This is a genomic window from Tropicimonas marinistellae (assembly GCF_001509585.1).
In the GTDB taxonomy this organism is placed as follows: Bacteria; Pseudomonadota; Alphaproteobacteria; order Rhodobacterales; family Rhodobacteraceae; genus Tropicimonas; species Tropicimonas marinistellae.
In genome coordinates, this window is sequence record NZ_LNCI01000001.1 from 352,743 (window position 1) to 375,500 (window position 22,758).

The following is a 22,758-nucleotide window of genomic DNA, read 5'->3' on the forward strand; positions in this document are numbered from 1 at the left end:
GAATGCGCATGTGTCGGCGACCAAATTGACAAAGGTCCAGAAAGATCTCGTTGAGGCCCTCGGACGCCATGTGGGCGACGACCGCATCCTGCATGTGCCACTGACAGCCCAGCTGAACGACGGTGTTCGCAGGGAACGCACGCAGCGCAGCCGGTCCTTCCACTTTGCGTCACTCGGTGTTGCGGTTGCCGAGATGTTCGGGCTGAAAGCGGTGGAGTTCTTCGAGAACGGGGTGGTCAGTCTGAACCTGCCACCGGTGGCGCAGGTCGTTGGCGCCCGGGCGACCCGTTCGGCCCATCCAAAGGCTCTGAACGGGCTGGGACGGCTATTCACGCCGTTATTGGGATATCGTCGCAAGGTCCGCAACCCGTTCCTGTTGCGAACCAAGGGCGATGTCCTGGAGACAATGCGGCCTCTGGGGATGGCCGACGAGATCGAGCGAACACGCAGCGGTGCCGATGTCCACCACCTTTCCGACATGTACCACCATTGTGGACGCTGCTCCCAGTGCATCGACAGGCGCTTCGCGGTTCTGGCTCAGGGCCACGCAACGCACGATCCGGCCGGGACTTATGCGGTGGACCTGTTCGACGGCGCCCGTCCACGTGTGCAGGATCGGGAGAGGGTCCTGTCCTACGTCCGCAATGCGCGCTTTTTCAATATCTCCGATGCCGCACAACTGCTGCGCGGGTTTCCCGAGATTGCGCGGGTGATCGACGATGCCGGCTGCTGCAAGGAGGAGGACAGCGCGCGGCGTGCGGTTTAGACGGCACGGCGACGTTTGAGGGAGGCCCAGCCGCAATCTGCCAGGGGCTCCCGTGCAGGACCTACACCGTCAGGTCTCCCACGCCGGCAAAGCGGATGCCGCTCAGCGCTGCCATGTCCCTTTTCCAAGTGGTTATGTCCGCGGCGTTGAACTCGTTGAGGCTGGCATGTCCGCAGGCCCGGGCGAGGACCTGCATAAGCTCGACACTGGCGCCGAAGTAGCGTGCCAGCCGCTGCGCGCCGATCTCTACGTCGAGCCGCGCCCTGAGTTCCGGTTTCTGGGTGGCCACGCCGACGGGGCAATTGTTGGTGTTGCACATGCGCGCAGCGATGCAGCCGACGGCTTGCATGGCCGAGTTGGACACCGCAACTGCATCGGCGCCCAGCGCGAGGGCCTTCACGAAATCCTCCGCCACGCGCAGACCTCCGGTTATGACCAGCGTGACCTCGCGCCCCGTCCTCGCATCGAGGTGTCGGCGCGCTCGGGCAAGGGCGGGAATCGTCGGCACGGAGATATGGTCGCGGAAGATCAGAGGCGCCGCACCGGTGCCACCGCCGCGCCCGTCGAGAATGATGTAGTCGGCGCCGGCTTCCAGTGCGAAGTCGATATCGTCCTCGATATGGTTGGCCGAGAGCTTGAAGCCGATGGGAATGCCGCCGGAGCGTTCCCGCACCTCGTCAGCCAGCTTGGCGAAATCCTGCGGCGTCTCAAGGTCCGGGAAGGTACTGGGCGAGATGGCGCTCTGGCCAGGCTCCAGCCCGCGGACCTCGGCGATCTTGCCCTGCACCTTGTCGCCGGGCAGGTGCCCTCCCGTGCCGGTCTTCGCTCCCTGTCCGCCCTTGAAATGGAACGCTTGCACGTCCTCCACCAGTTCCGGGCGCCAGCCAAAGCGTGCCGAAGCCAGTTCGTAGAAATACCGGCTGTTCTCGGCCTTCTCCTCAGGCAGCATGCCGCCTTCGCCCGAGCAGATTCCGGTGCCGGCCCGCTCCGCCCCGCGGGCGAGCGCGGTCTTGGCTTCCTCGGACAGCGCCCCGAAGCTCATGTCGGAGACGAAGAGCGGAATGTCGAGCTGCAGCGGCTTGGCCGCGCGCGGGCCGATGACCACGCCGGTGGCCACGGGATGATTGTCCAGAAGTGGCTTGCGGGCCATTTGGGCCGGGAGGATCTGGATGTCGTCCCAATGCGGCAGGTCCTTTCGGGGCACACCCATCGCGCCCATCTCGCCGTGATGCCCGAGCTTCGAGAGCCCGTCCCGCGCCATTTCGTGGATGCGCGCCACCGTGGGTTCCTCGGGCGTTGGCTCGGCCTCCGGCGCCCCCGATGCCTTCGGTTTCGGCGAAGGGTCGCCAACCTTCAGGTCCCCAAGGCGTGCGTGGGTGCCGTCGCAAAAGGGCGCATTGGCGCTGGCCTTGCAGCGGCAGAGGGCGGCGCGACCGGTTTCCTCGGCGGTGAAGCTGACCGGCGTGATCCCGGTGCCGCGGTGCGAGCCGTCGCAAAAAGGCTGATTGGCCGACCGCCCGCAGCGGCACCACGTGTAGCGCTTGCCTTCTTCCAGATCGACCATTCCGGGTGTCTTGGCGGCGATGATGGGGGCATGTGTCATGTTGGGTTCGGTCCTTCTTTGGGCAGGTCGCAAGCAAATCACACGCGAGAATCGGGACAGGTTCTCATGCGGACGGGCCGCCATGCAATGAGTCGGCTGGGTTAGGTGGGGGGCTCACAAGGCATCGCCATCCCGCCGCCGCAGCCATTCCTTCGACCCTGCGAAATGCTGGTGGGCGAGGTCTTGGTAGGGCCATTGCGCCAACTCGCTGGCGCCCTTGTAGAGGCTGTCTAGGAACGAAAGGATCGCACCGGAGGGAGAACTCGCCATGCGGGCGTCCGCGTATTTGAGGATCGCCAGCGCACCGCCGTTTTTCTCCGCCCAGAAGGCTTCCGAAGGTTTCAGCGGTGCTGTGCTCAAACCCTTGGGCTCAGGATAGGCATAGCCGTAGAAGGCAGCTTCCGGGAAGCTGTCGTCCCCGGGCCAGAAGCCAATCGAGATGACCTCGTGCGAATAGGCTTCCCTGTCCGATTGCGTGCCCCCATCCAACGGATGCGCGCGCCCAGAGAAGCGGGTCACGACCAGGTCGAAGGAGTGCCAGTAGAGCTGAACCGGTGTCTGCTTTCCGGAAAAGTCCGAGCGATAGGCCTCGAAGATGCTGGCAATCGAGCAGAGCGCACGCCAGAAGTCCGAAACCCTGGCCTCGTCATAGACCCGTGGCGCGGAATCTTCGGGGAAAGGCACCTTGGACTTGTTGTCGTAGGGCGTGGCGACGATCCTGACGGAGATCCCGAGCGCGTCGAGGCGGGAGAAGAGCGCCTCGTAAAACCCGGCCACTGTCAGCCCGGGAACCGAGAACGCCTCCTGCCGGCCATCATTCAAGGCAATGACAACCTTGTGCTCCAGCATGTCGTAGAGGATCTCGAAGCCGCTTCCCCCGTGGGGAATGCGCCCGGTCGTCAGGCCGCGCACATGGGGGTAGAGCGTGACATGCCACCAGTGGTTGAGCTTGGGGTGCGTCTTCAGCCGGACCTTGCCGATCATCTGCAGGAAAAGGTGTAAGGTGTCTTTCGTCTCGACCCAATCGGAATAGGGCAGCGGCGGCAGGGTGATCATCTCTTCCTCCTTCAACTCAGGCCGAACAGCATCAGCTCGGCGTTACTTCTCGCAGGTATCCCGCAATCGGATGTTGCCCCTAAGTGTAGTCCGTCTCCCGCGGAAAGCCCGTTTCCGGCGACCTCCACCACTCCACCGATCACCTGCAGGAAGCCAGCGCGGCCGGGGGCAAGTACTTTGCGGACCGTGGCGCCGTCATTGAGGCGGGCCATGTAGATCCGGGTGTCCGGCCGGAACGTTGCCCGCGCATCTTTCGGGACCGGCCCGGCGACGGGGACGAAAATGTTGCGCTCGGTGTCGAGGTCGACATCCATCTGGGTGTGAATCGGCGCGAGTGCGCCGGAACGCTATTGTTCGTACACGACTAGATGGAGAGACTGGCCTGCTTTTCCGGGCTCCATGTGCTCCGTTTCCCCGTACGACGTGCATCTGTGCGAAGCCGAACGACGTCCGATCTTACCAGAAATACAACCTTAGGTTGAATAACTCATCGTTTCGGATGACGCGCCGCTCGCTCGCACCTGTGATCATCGGGGAAGCTGGCCGGAGGATTCGGCGGCTGAATTTGGTGCCGGATACCGGCGCATGACCTGGAGGGAAGACATGCAAAACTATCTGCTTAAGACGATAAAGCGCTTCAAGAAGGACGAAAAGGGCGTGACGCTCGTGGAATACGGCATCGGCATCTCGCTAGCCATCGCACTCGGCGCGGGGGCGCTGACCCTGCTCGCCGGCGATATCAGCAGCACCATGGGCGTTGCTGCCGGCAAGATGTACACGACGGACCCGGGTGACTCCACGTCGTACTGATCGACATCGCGACCTGCTGCGATCGTTCCGACGGTCGCAGCAGGACTCGGGATGTCATACCCATGTGCGCTCCGCATGACCGGGGCCGCCATCCACTTTCCCGAAAGGACCCATCGATGCGACTGAGTGCCATCCTGACCACGTTTCTGGGCCTCGCCGTTGCTGGCGGGTCTGCCTACGTCGCGCACGACTACGTTGAGCGCAGTAAAGCCTCGGCAAGCGTGACCGAGCAGGCCGAAATGGTGAATGTGATGGTCGCGCGTTCGAATATCGCGCTCGGCCAATCCATTGAGTCCCACGTAATGGAATCTATCTCATGGCCGCGTCAATCTGTGCCGGCGGGCGTCTACACTGACCGCAACGAACTACTGCCTGCGCAGGGGCAACCGGCCCGCCGTGCCAAGCGTGCGATAGCGCAGGGCGAACTCATCATGAAATCCAAGGTGTCAGACTTTGGAGAGAAGGTAACAATCGGTCAGACACTCGGCCCGAACCTACGCGCGATGGCGATCAAGGTTTCTGCCGAGACAGCCGTCGGTGGCTTCGTCACGCCCGGAGATTCCGTCGACGTTGTTCTGACGCAGGGGCGGGGCGGTGAGCTCAGCGCCGTGACCATCCTTCAGAACATCCGCATTGTCGGCGTGGACCAGGATGCGGACGAACACGCAGACACTCCCGAGATTGCCCGCACGGTGACCGTCGCCGTGACACCGGAGCAGAGCCAGCGGCTTGCCCTGGCGCAAAAGGCCGGCACGCTGAGCCTGACGCTCCGCAACTTCGAGGCCGCCGAGACGGAGAAGCTGCAGTTGATCAAGCTCAGCGACATCCTGATGGACGCGCCTCTGGAGGAAAAGATCACACGTTCGGTCGTCGTCCGCCGCGGCAACGTCTCGGCCGTTGAGGAACTGCGCTGAGGCGCGGCGCGGGGTGATTGCCATGAAGCCGTTTCGCACATTGAGGGACCTGCACCGGGAGGAGGATGGCACCATCCTTGTCTTCTGGGGCGTCTCGCTCGGTGTACTGCTCGGTATCGTGGCGCTGTCGTTCGACCTTGGCCGCGTCGGCATCACCCAGACGGAAATGCAGTCTTTTACTGACCATGTTGCGCTGGCCGCCGCCGGAGAGCTCGACGGTCGGACGGACTCCATCGACCGGGCTCGAAGTGCGGCGGCGAACTTCATTGTCGACCGCAAGTCTTTTGGCGACGGCGACAGCACTCTGGCGGGTACGGCCGATTACACGCTCACGTTTTTCGAAACCCTGCCTTCGAGCGACCTGTCGGCGCTCACAGACGTGGCCACCGATCCGCGCGACGCGGCTTTCGTGCGCGTCACGGCGACCGCGAGCACGGTCGAGATGACCTTCGCCGCAGCCTTCTCGGCGCTTACCGGCGCCTCGGTAGAGGATCGCGCGGTTGGCGCGACCGCGGTCGCGGGCTTCACGATGTTTGCATGCGACATCACGCCGATGATGTTCTGCGTACCGGGCCCAACCTGGGAAGCTGACAAGAACAGGGGTCAAACGGTAGCGCTGCGCGCTGGCGGCAATGGCGCGGCCTGGGGCCCCGGTGACTTCGGCTTTCTCGACGTTGCCGACGGCGTCTACGTCGACCCTAACGGCCCTTGCGCCGGCATGAAAAGCAGAGAGCTTGATCGCTGCCTGCTCGGGGCCGTCGGCAACATCACCCAATGTTTCGCGAAGAATGGCGTCGACACCGAACCCGGCCAGCGGGTCGGCATCGAGGATGCGGCCATCAACGTCCGGTTCGACATCTTCAGCGCGAACATGAAGAAATTCAGCAGTAACCCCGACTACGCACCCGCGCCGAACGCGATTGACGGCATACTCACCGAAGGCTGCAAGGCGGAGCTCAACGTGGTCAGCAATAAGGACGACACCCCGCTGTCTGTCCCGCTACCGCCCGATGATTGCATGCCCGGATGTGGCCGTTTCGGTGACGGGAACTGGAGTGTCGGACGCGCGACCTACGAGGACATCAACTATGACGGGGCCAATCCGACCGGCTTGCCCGCGGGGGCCACACGCCACCAATACTATCTCAAGGAGATCGAGATGCATGGTGGCGCACTCTCTACCGAAGCGCTCCTACCGGCCGACAACGACGAAACCGGCCGGCCGCAATGTGCGCCACAAGCGGCGGCGGACCCCGACCGCCGGGTTATCATCGCCGCGGGGATTGATTGCATAGGCAACGAAATCCAAGGGAAAGCCGCGGATGTGCCCGTCCAGGAGTTCGTCAAGATCTTCCTGGTCCAGCCCGGAAAGGTGAGCGGCGAAAAGAAGTTCGACATTTACGGCGAGATCGTTGGCTCCGCGGGTGGCGCGGGCGGTGGTGGCGCTGAAGCAATCTTCCACGACGTTGTGCAGCTGTATCGGTGACAGACATGGCAAACAAATCCCGCAAAATCCCCGCCACACTCCGCCGCTTCGGTCGTGCGGAGGACGGTACGCAACTCGTCGAATTCGCGATCCTTTTGCCAATGCTGCTTCTGGTCTTTGCCGTGATCGTCGAAGGGGGAAGGATGATGTGGTCCTTCCAGGCGACCAACGCCGGAGTCCGCGACGCCTCGCGCTACCTCGCCCGTGTCGTGCCGTCCGACGTTTGCACCGTCGGCAGTTCGCTCGCCGGTTGGAAACCGAAAGTGGAAAGCATCGTTCGGACAACCTCTACCGGCGACGCGTTTTTTCCTGTCGGGATCACCATCGACTCCGTCACCCCGTCGCTCGTCTGCTACAGCGGGAGCTACCGGGTTCCCGATGTTGGCATCGCGAGGGTCACGGCGCAATTGACCATCACATTCCCCTTCGAGGGCTTGTTCCGCCTGGCCGGGGCCGAGCGTGCCACCATCGTCACCACCGTGACCGACCAGAGCCGGATATTCGGAACATGACCCGACCCGAGAAATACGGCGTCGTCGGCAAGCGGCTTGCAGACTTCGGGAGCGACGAAGCAGGGACGTCACTTGTCGAGTTCGCGATGGTGTTGTCGCTGTTCCTGCTGATCTTTTTCGGATTGATCGACTTCGGCCGGCTCGCGTTCCACTATGTCACGGCCGAAAAGGCAGTGCAGCGCGCCGCGCGTGTCGCGGCGGTGCGCCCGCCCGTGTGCGACGCCCTCTACGACAACGGCCTAAATGAGAGCAAATACCCGACCAACCAAATTGCGGTCGACAATACCGAGTTCGACTTCGGCGCCCGTTGCAACGCGGGTGCCAGCACGGGCAAAAACGTCTGTAAGACCATGAGCGTTTCGTGCTCGGGCGACGCTGGCGACCCAACATCAAGCGAGATCTGGCGGATCGTCAGGACCGCGCTGCCAAACGACGCGAGCGAGGCGAACCTTCGCTTCTCATACAACTCGGATCCCAATCTCGGGTTTCTTGGCGGACCCTACGTCCCCGTCGTCACGGTTGAATTGCAGAACGTCAATTTTCAGTTCCTGGGCGCCGGCGCCCTGGCCGGGTCCGTGCTTGCCGGGCTGACCGAAATGTCGGGCGCAACGCCGCCCAAGCTATTGAAGGATGGTTTCATCGAATTTCCCGCCCTGAGCGTGTCCCTGCCCGCAGAGGACCTGGCCCAGGGAATGGACGGATAGTGAGAGGGGAGGCAGCCATGACTGACAGCGCCCATTCAATTGCCCTTGTTGGGTTCAGCGATCCGATCGCGCGCGATCTGGCCGCGACGATCCGAAGCACGAATGCCTACGGGATAGAGGAAGTCATCTCTCCCTTGTCGGTGATCAACGGTCACGCAGTGGATTTGACCAAAAATCACGACGTGATCATTTTCCGCACCGACACCACAGACAGCGGCGACGTCGATGCGCTGGAAGCAATTCAGGCAAGTGCGTCCGGCAAGTCCAAGATCATTGCCCTGACCGAAGAAACGGCGTCGCTGCAATCGGCGCACCGGCTGGCGCGGGCAGGGGCAGATGCCGTATTGCCGGATACGATCTCTGCTGAAGAGCTGCAAAATGCTATCCGGGATGCGCTTGCCGCGCTCGCCCCGAAGGCGGCAGAAGCACTCCGTCCGCAAGGCAAGATCATATCGGTTGCACAGGCACGGGGCGGTGTGGGAGCGACGACGGTTGCCGTGAACCTCGCGCACACACTGCTGGACCGCCAAGGCAAGTTCAAGAAGACCTCCGCCAACCGCGTCGCGCTTGTCGACCTCGACCTGCAGTTCGGCGCAGTCGCCGGTTTCCTCGACATTGCGGGCAACGACAGTCTGTTCCAGATGGCGAGCGAACAGACGATGCCCGACGCGGTTTTCCTCGAACAATCCATGGTCACGCTCGACACCGGACTATCCGTCCTTCCCGCGCCGTCGAGTATTGCGCCGGTCGACGCGCTCCAGCCGGAACAGGTGCGCGCGATACTTGAGACGCTTTCGCGCGACTTCGACTATGTCGTGATCGACTTGCCGCGATCGCTGGTGGGTTGGATCGCGCCGGTACTCGAAATGAGTGACCGAATGCTGCTGGTTACCGACACCTCCGTACCCTCGATACAGCAGGCTCGTCGGCTGATCGACTTTTTCACCGAGGACAACCTCGCCCTGCCAATCGACATCGTGGTCAATCGTGAGTCGCGCCCGCTCGTCCTCGGGCGGCACCACACCGAGGCCGCGAAGGTGCTTGAGCGACCCTTTTTTTCCTGGCTGCCCGACGATGCGAAACCGGCACGGATTGCGCTCGACCGTGGGCAGCCCTTGTCCGAGGTCGCGGGCCGCGCCCCGCTGGCAAAGTCAATCAGAAAGCTCGGCCGAGCACTCGTGACCGCCTTCGAAGACGAAACGAAATCTCGGAAGATGACCCGCTAAGGAGTGCGCCAGTATGTTTAAGAACTTTAAGAAACGCTCGCTCTCCGACGCAGAGGGAAACGTGGTGGCCTTGCCGGGCGCATCGAAGGAAATTGTCGATGAAGTCGTTGCCATGGCGCCAACTCGGGAAGAACAGGAACTCAGCGACTTTTTAACACTCAAAAGCCGGCTGCATGATGCTCTTCTCGACCGCCTGAACCTCTCGGTAATCGACAAGATCCAGCCGGATGACCTCCGGCGCGAGGTAGCCTCCTTGGTCAACCAGGTACTGACCGAAGAAGGCAATCCGATGCGGTCGGAACAATTCAAGGCCATCGTCGATGAATTGATGCACGAGGTGCTGGGGCTCGGCCCGCTCGAACCGTTGCTGGCCGACCCGACGATCAACGACATCCTTGTCAACGGTCACCGCGACGTCTTCATCGAACGCAACGGGGTGCTGGAGCGCTCTCCGGTAAGATTCCTCGATGAGAAGCACCTTTTGCGGATCATCGACAAGATCGTATCGCGGATCGGTCGGCGCGTGGATGAGTCAAACCCCTGGGTCGATGCACGCCTTGAAGACGGCAGCCGGGTCAATGCGATCATCCGACCATGCGCCGTCGACGGCCCGAGCATCTCGATACGGAAGTTCTCGGAGAAGCCACTGACGATGCAGAAGCTGGTGAGCTTCGGGGCACTGTCGGAACCGGCGGCGCAGTTCTTGCAGGGGTTGGTATCCGCGCGGATGAACGTTCTCATTTCGGGGGGCACCGGTTCGGGAAAAACGACCATGCTCAACGCCATGTCGGCATCAATCGACCCTCGCGAGCGCATCGTTACGATTGAAGACGCTGCGGAACTGCGGCTGCAGCAGGAGCACATCGTTCGGCTGGAGACCCGGCCTCCGAATCCGGCTGGTCAGGGCGCGGTGGTACAGCGGGATCTCGTCCGCAACGCGCTCCGGATGCGACCGGACCGGATCATCGTCGGCGAGGTGCGTGGCGCGGAAGCTTTCGACATGTTGCAGGCCATGAATACCGGCCACGACGGGTCTATGACAACGGTCCACGCCAACTCTACCCGCGATGCGCTCGGACGGATCGAACAGATGGTGACTATGATGGGATCGGAGTTGCCGCTCTCGGCCATCAGAAGCCAAATTGCTTCCGGGCTCGACTTCGTCTTGCAACTCGCAAGAATGTCGGATGGTCGCCGCAGGGTTGTTTCGGTTTCCGAGATCACCGGCATGGAGGGCGACATAATAACGATGCAGGACATGTTCGTCTTTCGTCGTCGGGGCATCTCGGAGACCGGTGATGTTCTGGGGGATTTCGTCGCCACCGGAACCCGCCCGTATTCCGCCGAGCGGCTGCTCGCGGCGGGGATCGACCTGCCGAGCGAGCTCTTCGCGACGCGGGAGGTCTGATCCATGCTGGCAAATTTCGACGAACAGGATCTTCTCTATATCGTGTACTGCGGCATCGCCGTTGGTGCGCTGGTCTTCATCTCCGGGCTCGGGCAACTCCTGAGCCAGAAAGAGAACCGCAGCGAGGCGCGGAGCCGGCGGATGCGGATGATTGCGGAAGGCAAGTCGACGGCAGAACTGCTGGCGTTGCTGAAGCCGCCGGCACGTCGTGGGCTGCTGGGGCGGATTCCGCTTCTTGGCGATCTTCCCGCCCGCCTTCGCAAGGCTGGGCTGATGATCAGTGCCAGGATGTTTCTGGCTCTGTGCGTCATGGTCTGGGGGGCGATCACGCTGGTCGGGCAACGCTTCATTGGCATAGAATTGGCAGCGGTCCTCGCAATCATTCCTGCCATCTTGGTTCCCTTCGTCGTGCTCGACGCCCGGGTAAAGAAGCGTTCGGATCAGATGGTCCGGCAACTTCCCGACGCGTTGGAACTCATGGCACGCGGACTGAAGGTTGGCCACCCGCTCAGCACGTCCATTGCCACGGTCGCGCGGGAAATGCCGGATCCGATTGGCACCGAGTTCGGGTTGATCCACGATCAGGTGAATTACGGCGACGATTTGGTCGACGCCTTCAAGGAGTTTGCCGAGCGGGTCGGGGTTGAAGACGTGGATTACCTCGCCTCAAGTATCGGCATCCAATACGGCACTGGCGGCGACCTGGTGCGGGTGATCACCGTGCTGTCTCGGACAATCCGCAGCCGGATTACCATGCGCCGCAAGATCCGTGCGATCTCTTCGGAGGGGCGCCTTACCGCCTGGTTTCTGTCGGCCTTGCCGGTTTTGATCTTCGCCTACACCATGATCTCGACGCCAAGCTACTACGGCGGCGTAATGGACGACCCAATGTTTCGTCCGATGATGCTGACCGTGATCGGCCTGACCATCGCGAACGCGCTGGTTCTGCGCCGCCTTGTCAACTTCAAGATTTGAGGTCGCCGCCATGGAACAGATTCAGACATATGTTGCGACTCTCGGCGAAAACGGCGAGCTACTGATCATCTTCGGCGCGGCGCTCGGCATGTTGCTGCTCGTATACGGGCTTTCCTCGGCGGCAACTTCGGGAAACCCGGCTGCGGACCGGCTCGCAGCATCCGGCCGTCGGCGGCACTCCGGGCAGGATCAGGGGATCCTGAAGCCGGTGGATCGCGATCCGACCGGACTGATGAAGTCCTTCGTCCCCTCGAGCGACGCAGAACGCAGTTCCTTGCAACGCAAGTTGAAGCAGGCGGGTAAGGGAGGGCCGAACAGTCTTCTGCGTTTTTCGATGAAGCGCATCGGCCTGGCGCTTCTTCTGCCCGCGCTCTTTCTTGTCTTGCTGGCAGCGAGTCGCGAGGCGCCGCAGTACCTGCCGCAGGGTCTCGTGCGTGTCTTGTCCGGCATGTCTAACATCGGGGTCTTTCAAGTGTTGTCGGTCCTCATCGCTTTGGGGTACTTCGGCCCGCTACACTCGCTCAACGGCAAAGTGAAAGAGCGCCAGCAGCGGATTCAGGAGGGGTTCCCAAACGCACTCGACCTGCTGCAGATCTCCGTGGAAGCAGGGCTCGGGTTTGACGCCGCAATGACGCGTGTCGGCAACGAGCTAACGCGGATATCGCCGGACATCGCCTTCGAGTTCCTTTCGGTCCAGCACGAGGTGCAGGCCGGTCGCGCGCGGGATGCGGCACTGATCGACATGGCCGACCGCATCGGGCTCGACTTCGTGCACTCCTTTGTCAACGTCGTGCGACAGTCCATGCAGTTCGGAACCAGCATGACCGACGCGCTCAACATCTACTCCGAAGAGTTGCGGAACTTCCGGGAACTGGCTGCCCAAGAAAAGGCGAACAAGCTTCCGGTAAAGATGTCGGCGGTGCTGGCCTCGATGATGCTGCCTGCGTTGATACTGATCACCCTCGGCCCTGTCGTCATCCGGTATGTTAATCTTTTCAGCGAAGGCTAATGGGAATATGGGCGTCACAGTTTGGTCGCGTTTTGCAATCCTGAGCTGAAACTGTTTCGACATACATATCAATTGACCCAATTCTTAAGAATGATTGCCAGAACAGACTGTTGCGGTGTCAAAAATTTGACATATTCATTAACGTTAAATTAACTGGATTTCGAGGCAGTTAACACATTCAGACAAACTCCACGTCCGGGCAGGCGTATCGGTTTTTTTGTTGTGTCTGGAGTATTAAATGTCGACGTTCGGGGGGAGGAACCGGCCAGACGGGATTGGCTGCGCAATGTCGTTGATCGACGCGGTCTACCGCTGGTGTCAATGCGTCAATGGAGACGAAGTCGTATCAACGGCGCTCCGATCCATTGGCGCCGGGCTTGGAGCCGAAGCGCTGGCGGTTTCCCGCGCGCGCCCGGGACCGGGCGGATCCGTTCGGGTGTTGGCATACGATGGACTTTCGCAATCCTCGTCGCTGCCCCGTCTCACGAGATCCTTCGCCACTTCTATTCTCGGAGACTTCATGCCAAGCGCGCGGCCCGGATCGGTCTGGCTGCGGTCCGCGGTCGAAGTGGTAGCCGATCCTGCGTTGGAACTATTCCATTCTCGTCGGACACTGCGGGAACTCGCCATTGTGCCGTTGGCTACCGACCAGAAATCCCTGGACTTTCTTGAGATGCACTTCCCCGAGCCTCTTGTTCCGGGCCAGCATGCCGTTCTGAACGCGCTGGCGCAGACGCTGAGTGAGGCATGGCGCAACCGATCAGAAGGGATTTTCGTCTCCGGTGTGTTGGACAGCGATGAGCGTGATCCAAAGACGGCGTGGGCCGATGATCTGCTTGGACACCACAATCCAGCGAGCTTCAGCCGGGCCGAGTACCGGGTTTGCCTGCTTCTCAGCCGGGGCGCTCAATTGACAGCGGTATGCGACGAGCTTTCGATCGCACAATCCACGCTGCGAACGCATCTGCGAAACATCTACTCAAAGACAGCGACGGAAAACCTGCCAGAACTGCTGTACCTGTTGCTGCGGACTCCGGGCGCGCCTGCGTCTGAACCGATTTCGAAGACTGCGTAGGCCGAAAATGGAACTATTGCCCCTCATCCTGTCCGCACCATTGCTTGCCTGGATGGCCTATAGCGACTTGCGGTACATGCGTATACCGAACTGGCTCGTAATAGGCTTGGCTGTCGCGTTTCTTGTGTGCGTCCCGTTTTTGCCTGTTGCATCCGTCGGCGCACGGGCGGGCGTAGCAGCAGGTGTCCTTGTCGTCGGCTTCGTTGCGTTCGCGCTGGGTTTTCTTGGCGGTGGCGACGCGAAAGTCCTGAGCGCTTTACTTTTGCTCGTACCGCCGGGCACGTGGGCTGAATTCGCGTTGCTCTTCTCAGCGACACTCCTCGTCGGGCTTGGTCTTGTGCTCAGCCTTCGTCTCGCACCCGGAGCCGCGCGCTCGACATGGGTAGGCCTGCGCGCACGGGGCATGTTCCCGATGGGCGTCTCAATAGGCCTGGCTGGGCTGCTTCACCCTGTAATCGCGTCGCAACTGTTGTACTAGGCGGTTCGCGACGCCCCCCAACGCCCCTCTCGCCGCCGCGGCCGTTCGCTCCCACCGTCAGTGAGGTCGCCAACCCGCTCTCTCACATCGGCAAGGCAAGACACCGGTAGCCGTAGCTCTCGTATATTCCGAGCAATCTGGTCACCTACGCCACGAACCGATCCTCATCAGCGTTCGCTCGTGGGCGCCAGGGGTGCGTTGGCCGCTACCGCCCCGGAATCCGGCGTTCCGAAGCCTTCACCTTGCTATCGATTGAGTCAGTACGGGCCCTCCGACGCACAGGGCTAATAGTTCCTCTTCGTACAGGTTCCTTCGCGTTGCGCGCGTCTCGCGCTTGGTCCGATACGGGTAATCTGCGGCCGCGATATGTTTCATGGCACGAGCATCGCAAGTCATCGCACGGATCAACTCGGCCGCACGCATTGCCCTTTGGGGGGGGCTGCAAGGATTGGGCAGGTTTGTCGACTCGCAGGAGGAATCGGGCGATTCGAACTCAACCCCGAGGCAGGTAGCCCTCCAGGGCACTGCGCACCCATTAATTTAGTGACTAAAAATTAAGCAAGTAGTGGCAATTGTGAAACAATTTCTATGCATGCAGATCATTGAAGCGATTCTTGCAACTTTGTGATAGGATGTGACGTAGGGGCAACTAGGCGCCGGTACGCCCCAAAATGCGGGGCTGCTTGGTTCAGAACACCGCAGGTCCCGTGCGACTAGTAAACTGTTGGGAGGACACACACATGAAAATTCTTGCATCCATCGCCGCTGCTGCCCTGCTTGCATCCACGGGCTTCGTATTCGCCGAAGGTAACGCCGTCGGGCAAGACCCCCTCACGCTCGCGACCACCAAGTGTGGCAACAATGGTGGCGGAAACGATGCAGAGGTTCTTCTTCGGACCAAAGATGGCCTTAAATGCATCAAGAACGTTAAACTGAGGCGCGGAGAAGATAATTACTGTGATGTCGATCCGGGAGGCTCTGGGCCGATTTCCATTGGTAAGCCGCCTAGAATAAAATGCTACAAGCCGAAGCCGGCGCCGTAGTAGGCCAACCACGGGATCTCGGGAAACCGTTTAGGCACCCGGGAAATTGACAGAAGCACGCAAGCGCCCATCTCGATCTTTTGAGGTGGGCGCATTGGTGTTCGCTATTCGATCCGCAATGCGGCGATTGGATCGAGAGATGCAGCACGCCGCGCCGGCAAGTAGCCAAAGACCAGCCCAACCGCGGCAGAAAAACCGGCGGCGAGCGCGACCGCCGCGGGTTCGACGATAATCGGCCAGCCGGCGATCACACCGATTCCAGAGGCAAGCGCCAATCCCAGCACAAGTCCGATTACGCCGCCGAATACCGACAGGGTCGCGGATTCCACGAGGAACTGCCGACGGATATCACGTGGTCTTGCGCCAAGGGCCAACCTTAGCCCGATTTCCCGGGTTCGCTCGGTGACCGAAACCAGCATGATGTTCATGATGCTGATTCCGCCCACAGCAAGAGAGACAGATGCGACGGCCGCCAACAATATCGTGAGGGATCTGGACGTTTCCTCTTTGGCCGCGAAGATTGAGCCAAGGCTTGTAACGTCATAATGCGCGGAATGGCGTCGGTTGCGTGCTTTTAGCAAGGCGGCGATCTGTTCCGACACGGGTTCCAGCAGATCATCAGACTGGACCTTTACGAGCGCATACCGGATGGCTTTGCGCTCTCCCGGGCCTTTGGCTCCAAGGAGGCGTAATTTGGCGGTTGTCATCGGAACCAGCACGATATTGTCCTGATCGATTCCGTTGGGGCTTTGCCCCTTGCGTTCAAGCAACCCGATGATCCGGACCGGGGTGTCATTCAGGCGTATGACCTCACCCACCGGATTGCGATCGGGCAAGAGTTCCTCGGCAAGGGTTGCGCCGATCAATGCCACCTTTTCGGGTGACGCCATCTCGGCCTCCACAAAGCTTCGACCCGAGACGACCTCCCATTCGCGCGCAATCAGGTATTCATGCGTAATGCCTGCAAGCGATGTCGCCCGCCGTTGGTTGCCAAAACTGGCGGAAAGCGTGCCCGAAACAGTGGGCGCAGAGACATCGACGCCGGGGATCTCGACAGAAATCGCCCTGGCGTCATCTTCCGTCAGCTTTACCGGCCGCTCTCCTGGGGCCGCATTGTCACGAAGTCCGGATTCCACCAGCAAGAGATTCGCGCCGAGGCTGTTGATCTGCATCTCGACCTGTTCTTGGGCGCCGCGCCCAACGGAAATCATGGTGATGACAGCGGCGACACCGATGACAACCCCAAGAACTGTCAATGCACTGCGAAGCGGCGATGCTTTGAACGATTCGAGTGCCATTCGCACACAGGCCCAAAGGCCCGGACCGACGACGCTTTCCCTGTTTGCGCTCGAACCGGCTGGAACTGGTGGATCTCGCAGCATCAATGCACTTTTATTTGAGGTGTCTTTGATGATGCTGCCGTCCCGCATTTCCACGACCCGACTGGCATGTGCGGCAACTTCTTGGTCGTGAGTCACAAGAATGATTGTCTTCCCCGCCTTGTGAAGGCGGTCGAGTGTGTCCATGATCACTGCCGCCGTCGCGGTATCGAGTGCCCCCGTAGGTTCGTCCGCGAGCAACAAGTCAGGCTGGCCAACAAGGGCGCGAGCAATCGCGACCCGCTGCTGTTCGCCCCCGGATAGCTGCCGCGCCGTATGGTGCAAGCGTTCCGACAAACCAACGTCGTCCAGTGCCCTTCTTGCCAGATCACGTCGCGTCTTCGATGGAATTCCGCGATACATCAACGGCGCTTGAACATTGTCCAGTGCGTCAACACGTGAAAGTAAATTGAACGATTGAAAGATGAATCCCACGTGTCTGTTCCGAAGGGCAGCCCGTTCGTCCGGACGAATGTCCGTAACTTCTTTTCCATGAAGAAAGATCTGCCCGTCTGTTGGCACATCGAGCAAACCCAACATGTTAAGCAATGATGTTTTACCGGACCCCGAGCGCCCAACTATCGCGAGATAATCACCTGCGCTCACTTCGAGGTCGATTCCGTCTAGCGATCGGATGGTATCCGATCCAACACTATGGGTTCGCACAACGCCTGAGAGCCGTAGGATTGGCGGCGACATCATAGTCCGAACCGAAGTCCGAAAAGACCGCGCCGTTCTTTGATAAGGCGACTACCAACGATGAGATCCCGTCCAGGCTCAATACTGCCTTCGACTATCTCCGTCGCGAAATCATCTGAAATCCCAGTCTTCACGGCTATAGGCGCGGCGGAACCGTTAGCATCAACGCCCCAGACAAACTGCCATCCGTCCTCATCCGGTGGGGTCGGTTCTTGCACATTGATGGGGCTGAAACGGAGTGCCGCGTTTGGCACCTTCACGACGTCCAAAGACTCCGCCGTAACGATGCTCACAATGGAGGTCATGCCCGGAAGCAGGATGAGATCAGGGTTTTCGACATACAGAACCACCGTATATGTAACGACGCCTTGGGAGGAATCTGCCAGTCGCCGAATCTGCCGAACCTCCCCGTAAAACGTAGTATCCGGCGCTGCATCAACCGAGATGTACGCCGTCTGGCCAACAGAAATCCGCGCGATGTCGGCCTCGTCGATCTCCACATGCAAGTTCATTTGCCGAAGGTCCTCGGCAATCGTGAAGAGCGTCGGTGCTTCCAAACTCGTTGAGACGGTGCGCCCGGTCTCGACGCTCTTGCCAACAACAAGTCCGTCAATCGGAGATCGGATCGTCGCTCGATCCAGTTCTATCTCTGCGCGCCGAACGGCTGCTTCTCGCTGCGCAACGACTGAGATTGAATTGTGTTCTTGTGCCCTTGCAACACGTAGGTTTGCTTCTGCCGCATCAATTGAAATCCGGGCCGCCTCGCTTTTCAGCTCGGCGACCCTGACCGCAGCGGCCGAGTTCAGGAATTCAATTTCCACACGATCCAGATCGATTGGGGAGATCAGGTTTCGTTTCGCAAGTGCTCGCATCCGTTCGACATGTCGGCTTGCTTCTTCGTGCGATGCGTTACGAGCCTGAGCTTCCGCCAGAGCAATTCTCTGGTTGACGCGCGCGGTCGCAACCTCGGATTCTGCACGTGATGAAGCGGCTTCTGCCATGGAGGCCGCTGCTGCAGCAACGTCGCGAGCCGCGGAAACTTCGTTGAGATTTGCAGTTAGGATTCTGTCGTCCAGCCGAGCCAATGTTTGGCCACGAGAGACCGAGTCATTGAAATCTACAAGTACCTCATCAACTTGGCCAGAAACTTGCGATCCCACAGCAACCATTCCGATCGGTCGAAACGATCCTACAGCGGACACAATCATAACGACGTCGCCGCGCTCTGCCTCGTCGTACAACCAAGTTTCGGATTCACCCCGAGAACCCGCCCCAGAGACTTCTGTCAGTGTTAAGATGGCGGCACCGATCAACAGAAGCGATATCGTCACAGCAAAGCGTTTCACGCCAAGCCACCGGGTTCCGGCACATATCGGGCAGACGGGCTCCCGAGGAGCGTCAGCGCACCGCCAACATGGATCGACGCATCAGACATTATGCGAATTTCCTCCCCGTCATTCACATTAGCGCAACATCAGCGTTCAAACTACTCAAACGTCCCAAGACCCACTGCATCCTACGCGTCCGTATGCATTTTTTGGGTGGCAACCTCGATGCAAACGGTTGGCCGCAAGCCGATTTTCTCGTTGGTCCGATGTCGCAAGTGCCACGTGCCCGATGTCGGCACGGGCTTGTGATGCGACCGTGCACCAATAGCCAACGGTCGAATTTGCGAGCCACACCGCAGCGTTATGATATCCTTGTGAGCGACCGCAAAGGGCGGGTCGCGCATCTCAAGAAGAACGTTGCATTTGCGGGGCGAACGAGGCCTGAGGAAATCGGCTGTGCGCGGTTAGCGGAACAGTTGGTCCTTGGAGTGCGCCGGCACCACCGACGAGTCCGTCAACGGCAAGATCGCCGACCATCCGAAACTTCGCCGCGAGCGCGAGATCCAGAGTTCTGAGGATATGGCATTCGGCGTGGCAGACCAGAACCGGACGTTCGCGGCGGCCTAGACCAAGTTCAGTCCAGAGAACGAAGCAGCCGGAGCGCATGTAGAGCATCCTGCGGTTGTGGATGGCACCGAGACCACTCGCGGGGATTGTTGGATCCGGTAAAAAAATGTAGTGTCTGCAGTCAAATTCGGTTCGCGGTGCTTCGACTGAAATCCTGCCAAAATCAGTCAAACCCGCCGAGGTTGTGTTAAAGGGGGGGGAATGCGACTGCTTGTCATGGCTTCGTTGGTCGCCTTGGTGGGGTGCACACAGACTTCACGTCGAGTGTCTGAGTTCGAGTTTCTGAGGGCGCTCGACTACCGAATTGACTCGGAAGACGAATGCGATGTGCGCAAGTACATCAGGTCTCAACCTTGGGCGCTGCAGAGAAATGATGAACTTGCCAAGGTGCTTAACCAATTTCTTTCGCGGTCGCGACAGTCTTGCGCCGTCGGAAACACTGACCGTTCGGACGGCGGCTTGACGGCACAGCTGAGCGAGGCGATCTCCAATATCGATCCGGTTCCCGATACGTCGTCGATTCCGACACGCCCGACACCCATTTCCGAGACCGCACCAATTGCTAGCGATCCTACGGGGAGCCCAGGCGCGGTAGCGCCGGTGGCAGGCTCCAGCGAATCCCTGAGGCAGACAGGCCCGTCAACGTCGGCGGCGCACTCCGTGGATCAGCCGAATGGCAGGGGTCGAAAAAGTGATACGGATGACGATCGTTCCAAGGGCAGGGGCAAGGACAAGGACAAGGATAAGGACAAGGATAGGGATAAGGACGACGATAAGGACGACGATAAGGATAGGGACGACGACGAGGATAGGGATAAGGACGACGATAAGGATAGGGACGACGACGAGGATAGGGATAAGGACGACGATAAGGATAGGGACGACGACAAGGATAGGGATAGGGAAAAGGACGACGATAAGGATAGGGGTAAGGGCAGGGACAGATCCAAGGATAATGGACACACAAGATTCTAGCGTTGAGCAAAACCAATTAAGTGAAAAAGGCATCTTGCGTTTGCTATCAGGACTTCAACGTCCAAAGCTGCGCTACAGTCGAATCGAACGTCCGCACTGCATTCTGCAGTGCCCTTAATGGCCAAACCGACAAAATTTCGGTGAAAGACTCGCCGCTGCAAATGCACTGGAATGCCCTAGGTATTCAGGGCAAGCGTCTTTTCTTTCGCGCGCTTCGCGCTTTCTGCGGCGCGGGAAAGATCTTTGCCAGTATGCGGAGGTTCTGGGCGGTTGCTGCGAGCAGGAATTCATCGTTGGCGCCGCAGGGTCCCCGCAATCGAAGGCGACGGAGCCCGGGAATGCGTTTGAGGTGTGCTAAAAGCATTTCGACTTTCTTGCAGAGCTTCATCGAGACCTCGTACTGCCTGGTCTCGGCGATGTCGCGGGCAACCTGTCTGACACGGGAGCGCGGCATTGGTTCCTGTGCCCCGCTCAGAACTGCGGACTGCATTTGCGGTGCCCTACGACGGTCGGATCTTCGTGTGCCGTCATTGCCAGTGTCTGGCCTACCCGTCTCAGCGCGAAGACGCGGGCGACAGGGCGGCACCGAAGGCCGACAGGATACGCGAACGGCTGGGCTGCGAATCCGGCATAAAAAATGGTCCTGGCTGGCAGGAACCCATCGGTATGCATCGGTCAACGTTCGACAGGTTGTCCCATGAGCACGACATGCTCGTGGGACATGCGCTGCGCTGTGTCGCGGACAGGTTCGGGGTCGGGGTAGAGCATCATGGGTGTCCAGAATAGGTGAAAAAGGAACCCGACCATCTTGTCCGGCATCACTAGGCGAGGGGGGCGGGTCCAATCTCTGTGCCCATTGCGACGGAAACCGCCCGCCCATGAACACACGCACATCCCCAATTCAAACATCGTAAGATCCGGTGAAGCGGGCTCTGGATTCACCCATCATCCTCCGGAACCGGACTCAAACGGCGGGATTGTCGGCCTAGCGGTCATAGGACTCGCATCGCCTGATGTCCGCTGTCGTGGCGACATTGATTGAGTGCTCTTAGTCGTCCAACTTGCTGGAGATGTCACGACGACGCATTGGTGATACTCTCTCTATGCGCCGATTTCGTTGCGAGTGCCACGTATCGGAGGCACGGCTTCGGTGTATGTCATTGTCAGACGTGTATCCGAAGAAGATCGCATCGAGCGCACCAGGCAAAAGCGGAATTCGACGGGTCATTTCCAAGTCCTTTCTCGTTATTCGCAAGAAACCTGAGGCTTCTGGAGACACATCGCCACGGACTTGATCCGTCCAAGCCCGTAAGCAATCCGTAAGTCGCTTTGGTGGGTGCCGGATTTCTGGCATGCTGTTCGCCATGAATTCAGCAGTCTCTCAAGCTACATGACCGGCCGTCCGTCCCTCTTCGCCGAGAAACTGCGCAGCTATCGCGCCAGCAACGGCATGCATGGGCGGATGACGCAGGAGGACTTGGCGCTTTTGCTGGATCTAAGCGTTGATGCAATTAGCAAGTACGAACGCTCGCTGTCGTTCGTGCGTGGCGACTTGGAACACCGCCTGGAGGAAAAACTTGGTTGGAGCCGGGATGAGATCGTTGCCTGTAGGGAAGACTGGGAAAGCCGTGGTGTAAGGCAAGATACACCTGTGTACCAGGTGCTCGACCTTGAGTCATTGAGCCGGCATTTCGGTGGGTCCTGGGCGCGTGCAGCAGAAGCATCACTTCGTTTCGCCGAGGACGAATTCGTCGGATTGCCGTCAGACTTCGAGCCGGGCGGTGATGCCTTTCACGAGTTCTACGCTACCCAGGTCGAAAACTGGTGTGGTGTTCTGCACAAGGGCGAGTTTGTCGCCAAGTGGGCATTGCCTTTCGTTTTTTCGGAAGACGAAACTGCATTCCGCGACGGCCGCTTGGTGGAATCCGATTTCACGATTCAGAGCTTTCGCCGCCCGCTCCTACCCGGCACCTATTTTGGGTACTGCCCCGCTCTGATTATCAGACGAGGTCACGAGGCAGCGTCTCCCCTGCTTCTGAGGTCCTTTGTGGCCTTCCTCGAAAACCTGATCGATCGCGAGATTTTTGTGCATGGTATAGGCACGTATTCGGTTTCGCCCATGGGTCTGCAGGTTTGCCGCGACCTCGGAATGCACTGTCTCGGCACCCATCAGATCCATGAGGGATTCCAAACTTGGATGCTGCCGGGACATGCGGTCTCTAGATCAATATTTGGCCGTCGCAGTCCGAAAGTTCAGCGGGCTTATTCGGATCGCTTTGGTGCAGACAGTTGATGTTCGAAGGCCAGGAAGGACAAAGGGTCCATTTCGCCCGGACGAAGGTGGTTCTGCGCAGGTTGGTGTTTGGAGTATTTCAAACAAAAGCGGACTGACGTCGACATGTACCCGATGTCGGCCCTGCGCAGGAGGCCGACCCTAGTACCTAGAGAGTGGTTTCAAATGGCGGCTGCGGCAGTACTCCCGGCGTTGCGATCAGCCGATGGATGGGATCGAGCTACCAGTTGAAGCGGGCATTGAGTATGCGACTTCGGTATTGATGTAGATTTGGTTTTTCACGCTGATCCAAACACGGGCATGGGCAAAGGCACCACCGAGACGCTCTCCATTAACCAACTCATCCTGTGTTCCTGAAGCTTCTGTCGAGCTTCCCACATTTCCGATTTGTC

20 protein-coding genes and 1 pseudogene are annotated in these 22,758 nt (G+C 59.9%); 15 read left to right on the forward strand and 6 right to left on the reverse strand.

Annotated elements, in window-relative coordinates:
• Positions 1–25 precede the first annotated feature (25 nt).
• A complete protein-coding gene (locus tag ARC39_RS01615; RefSeq protein ID WP_149866271.1) occupies positions 26–766 on the forward strand; it encodes a hypothetical protein in 741 nt (246 codons plus the stop codon).
• Positions 767–827: 61 nt separating this feature from the next.
• Here ARC39_RS01615 and ARC39_RS01620 read toward each other — a convergent pair whose 3' ends face one another.
• The 3 genes from ARC39_RS01620 to ARC39_RS01630 form a co-directional block, all read right to left on the reverse strand.
• Positions 828–2,369, reverse strand: coding sequence for a glutamate synthase-related protein (locus ARC39_RS01620; protein ID WP_068109038.1), 1,542 nt, complete (start codon positions 2,367–2,369; stop codon positions 828–830).
• 114 nt (positions 2,370–2,483) lie between these two features.
• Positions 2,484–3,425 (reverse strand): DUF5996 family protein, encoded by a 942-nt coding sequence (locus ARC39_RS01625; protein ID WP_149866272.1) that lies wholly within the window; start codon positions 3,423–3,425, stop codon positions 2,484–2,486.
• Positions 3,426–3,436: 11 nt separating this feature from the next.
• A complete protein-coding gene (locus ARC39_RS01630; RefSeq protein ID WP_068109040.1) occupies positions 3,437–3,739 on the reverse strand; it encodes a pirin family protein in 303 nt (100 codons plus the stop codon).
• Positions 3,740–4,028: 289 nt separating this feature from the next.
• On the opposite strand from ARC39_RS01630, the gene ARC39_RS01635 reads away from it, so the two are divergent.
• The 12 genes from ARC39_RS01635 to ARC39_RS25505 all read left to right on the forward strand — a co-directional run bounded on the left by ARC39_RS01635 (position 4,029) and on the right by ARC39_RS25505 (position 15,065).
• The gene (locus ARC39_RS01635; RefSeq protein WP_068109043.1) at positions 4,029–4,235 is read left to right on the forward strand and encodes a Flp family type IVb pilin; all 207 of its coding nucleotides are present in this window, start codon (positions 4,029–4,031) and stop codon (positions 4,233–4,235) included.
• Between the two features lie 116 nt (positions 4,236–4,351).
• Entirely contained in the window at positions 4,352–5,149 is a 798-nt protein-coding gene (gene cpaB / locus ARC39_RS01640) for a Flp pilus assembly protein CpaB (RefSeq protein WP_068109047.1), read from the forward strand.
• Between the two features lie 22 nt (positions 5,150–5,171).
• Positions 5,172–6,635 carry a pilus assembly protein TadG-related protein gene (locus tag ARC39_RS01645; protein ID WP_068109049.1) on the forward strand — a complete coding sequence of 488 codons (1,464 nt, stop codon included), beginning with the start codon at positions 5,172–5,174 and terminating at the stop codon, positions 6,633–6,635.
• A gap of 5 nt (positions 6,636–6,640) precedes the next feature.
• Positions 6,641–7,147, forward strand: coding sequence for a TadE/TadG family type IV pilus assembly protein (locus ARC39_RS01650; protein ID WP_068109052.1), 507 nt, complete (start codon positions 6,641–6,643; stop codon positions 7,145–7,147).
• On the forward strand, positions 7,144–7,851 hold the full coding sequence (locus ARC39_RS01655) for a TadE/TadG family type IV pilus assembly protein (protein ID WP_068109056.1): 708 nt from the start codon (positions 7,144–7,146) through the stop codon (positions 7,849–7,851). The genes ARC39_RS01650 and ARC39_RS01655 overlap by 4 nt, the downstream gene beginning before the upstream one ends.
• Positions 7,852–7,868: 17 nt before the next feature.
• Positions 7,869–9,077, forward strand: a complete 1,209-nt coding sequence (locus ARC39_RS01660; RefSeq protein WP_068109059.1) for a CpaE/TadZ family protein — start codon at positions 7,869–7,871, stop codon at positions 9,075–9,077.
• A 13-nt stretch (positions 9,078–9,090) separates the two neighbouring features.
• On the forward strand, positions 9,091–10,485 hold the full coding sequence (locus tag ARC39_RS01665; protein ID WP_068109062.1) for a TadA family conjugal transfer-associated ATPase: 1,395 nt from the start codon (positions 9,091–9,093) through the stop codon (positions 10,483–10,485).
• Between the two features lie 3 nt (positions 10,486–10,488).
• Positions 10,489–11,460 (forward strand): type II secretion system F family protein, encoded by a 972-nt coding sequence (locus ARC39_RS01670; protein ID WP_068109065.1) that lies wholly within the window; start codon positions 10,489–10,491, stop codon positions 11,458–11,460.
• A 10-nt stretch (positions 11,461–11,470) separates the two neighbouring features.
• Positions 11,471–12,469 carry a type II secretion system F family protein gene (locus ARC39_RS01675; RefSeq protein WP_068109068.1) on the forward strand — a complete coding sequence of 333 codons (999 nt, stop codon included), beginning with the start codon at positions 11,471–11,473 and terminating at the stop codon, positions 12,467–12,469.
• A 238-nt stretch (positions 12,470–12,707) separates the two neighbouring features.
• Positions 12,708–13,544, forward strand: coding sequence for a helix-turn-helix transcriptional regulator (locus ARC39_RS01680; RefSeq protein WP_149866273.1), 837 nt, complete (start codon positions 12,708–12,710; stop codon positions 13,542–13,544).
• Positions 13,545–13,551: 7 nt separating this feature from the next.
• Positions 13,552–14,022 (forward strand): A24 family peptidase, encoded by a 471-nt coding sequence (locus tag ARC39_RS01685; protein WP_068109073.1) that lies wholly within the window; start codon positions 13,552–13,554, stop codon positions 14,020–14,022.
• A gap of 740 nt (positions 14,023–14,762) precedes the next feature.
• On the forward strand, positions 14,763–15,065 hold the full coding sequence (locus tag ARC39_RS25505) for a hypothetical protein (protein WP_149866274.1): 303 nt from the start codon (positions 14,763–14,765) through the stop codon (positions 15,063–15,065).
• A 104-nt stretch (positions 15,066–15,169) separates the two neighbouring features.
• On the opposite strand, the gene ARC39_RS01690 is transcribed toward ARC39_RS25505, so the two are convergent.
• On the reverse strand, positions 15,170–17,146 hold the full coding sequence (locus ARC39_RS01690) for an ABC transporter permease (protein WP_078059015.1): 1,977 nt from the start codon (positions 17,144–17,146) through the stop codon (positions 15,170–15,172).
• Positions 17,143–18,489 carry an efflux RND transporter periplasmic adaptor subunit gene (locus ARC39_RS01695; RefSeq protein WP_068109079.1) on the reverse strand — a complete coding sequence of 449 codons (1,347 nt, stop codon included), beginning with the start codon at positions 18,487–18,489 and terminating at the stop codon, positions 17,143–17,145. Before ARC39_RS01695 ends, ARC39_RS01690 begins: the two co-directional genes overlap by 4 nt.
• Before the next feature lie 810 nt (positions 18,490–19,299).
• On the opposite strand from ARC39_RS01695, the gene ARC39_RS25765 reads away from it, so the two are divergent.
• Positions 19,300–20,073, forward strand: coding sequence for a hypothetical protein (locus ARC39_RS25765; RefSeq protein ID WP_161470917.1), 774 nt, complete (start codon positions 19,300–19,302; stop codon positions 20,071–20,073).
• A 184-nt stretch (positions 20,074–20,257) separates the two neighbouring features.
• Here ARC39_RS25765 and ARC39_RS01705 read toward each other — a convergent pair.
• Positions 20,258–20,509: pseudogene (locus ARC39_RS01705) on the reverse strand (transposase); the annotation flags it as partial.
• Between the two features lie 900 nt (positions 20,510–21,409).
• Between ARC39_RS01705 and ARC39_RS01710 the strand changes: the two are divergent.
• A complete protein-coding gene (locus ARC39_RS01710) occupies positions 21,410–22,366 on the forward strand; it encodes a helix-turn-helix domain-containing protein (RefSeq protein WP_161470918.1) in 957 nt (318 codons plus the stop codon).
• Positions 22,367–22,758 lie beyond the last annotated feature (392 nt).

Bases quoted from the DNA above. Each gene is read 5' to 3' on its own strand.
- cpaB (WP_068109047.1), top strand. From the start codon at position 4,352: ATGCGACTGAGTGCCATCCTGACCACGTTTCTGGGCCTCGCCGTTGCT.
- ARC39_RS01690 (WP_078059015.1), bottom strand. From the start codon at position 17,146: ATGATGTCGCCGCCAATCCTACGGCTCTCAGGCGTTGTGCGAACCCAT.
- ARC39_RS01665 (WP_068109062.1), top strand. From the start codon at position 9,091: ATGTTTAAGAACTTTAAGAAACGCTCGCTCTCCGACGCAGAGGGAAAC.
- ARC39_RS01655 (WP_068109056.1), top strand. From the start codon at position 7,144: ATGACCCGACCCGAGAAATACGGCGTCGTCGGCAAGCGGCTTGCAGAC.
- ARC39_RS25505 (WP_149866274.1), top strand. From the start codon at position 14,763: ATGAAAATTCTTGCATCCATCGCCGCTGCTGCCCTGCTTGCATCCACG.
- ARC39_RS01645 (WP_068109049.1), top strand. From the start codon at position 5,172: ATGAAGCCGTTTCGCACATTGAGGGACCTGCACCGGGAGGAGGATGGC.
- ARC39_RS01620 (WP_068109038.1), bottom strand. From the start codon at position 2,369: ATGACACATGCCCCCATCATCGCCGCCAAGACACCCGGAATGGTCGAT.
- ARC39_RS01670 (WP_068109065.1), top strand. From the start codon at position 10,489: ATGCTGGCAAATTTCGACGAACAGGATCTTCTCTATATCGTGTACTGC.
- ARC39_RS01635 (WP_068109043.1), top strand. From the start codon at position 4,029: ATGCAAAACTATCTGCTTAAGACGATAAAGCGCTTCAAGAAGGACGAA.
- ARC39_RS01625 (WP_149866272.1), bottom strand. From the start codon at position 3,425: ATGATCACCCTGCCGCCGCTGCCCTATTCCGATTGGGTCGAGACGAAA.
- ARC39_RS01685 (WP_068109073.1), top strand. From the start codon at position 13,552: ATGGAACTATTGCCCCTCATCCTGTCCGCACCATTGCTTGCCTGGATG.
- ARC39_RS01680 (WP_149866273.1), top strand. From the start codon at position 12,708: ATGTCGACGTTCGGGGGGAGGAACCGGCCAGACGGGATTGGCTGCGCA.
- ARC39_RS01630 (WP_068109040.1), bottom strand. From the start codon at position 3,739: ATGGATGTCGACCTCGACACCGAGCGCAACATTTTCGTCCCCGTCGCC.
- ARC39_RS01660 (WP_068109059.1), top strand. From the start codon at position 7,869: ATGACTGACAGCGCCCATTCAATTGCCCTTGTTGGGTTCAGCGATCCG.
- ARC39_RS01675 (WP_068109068.1), top strand. From the start codon at position 11,471: ATGGAACAGATTCAGACATATGTTGCGACTCTCGGCGAAAACGGCGAG.
- ARC39_RS01650 (WP_068109052.1), top strand. From the start codon at position 6,641: ATGGCAAACAAATCCCGCAAAATCCCCGCCACACTCCGCCGCTTCGGT.
- ARC39_RS25765 (WP_161470917.1), top strand. From the start codon at position 19,300: ATGCGACTGCTTGTCATGGCTTCGTTGGTCGCCTTGGTGGGGTGCACA.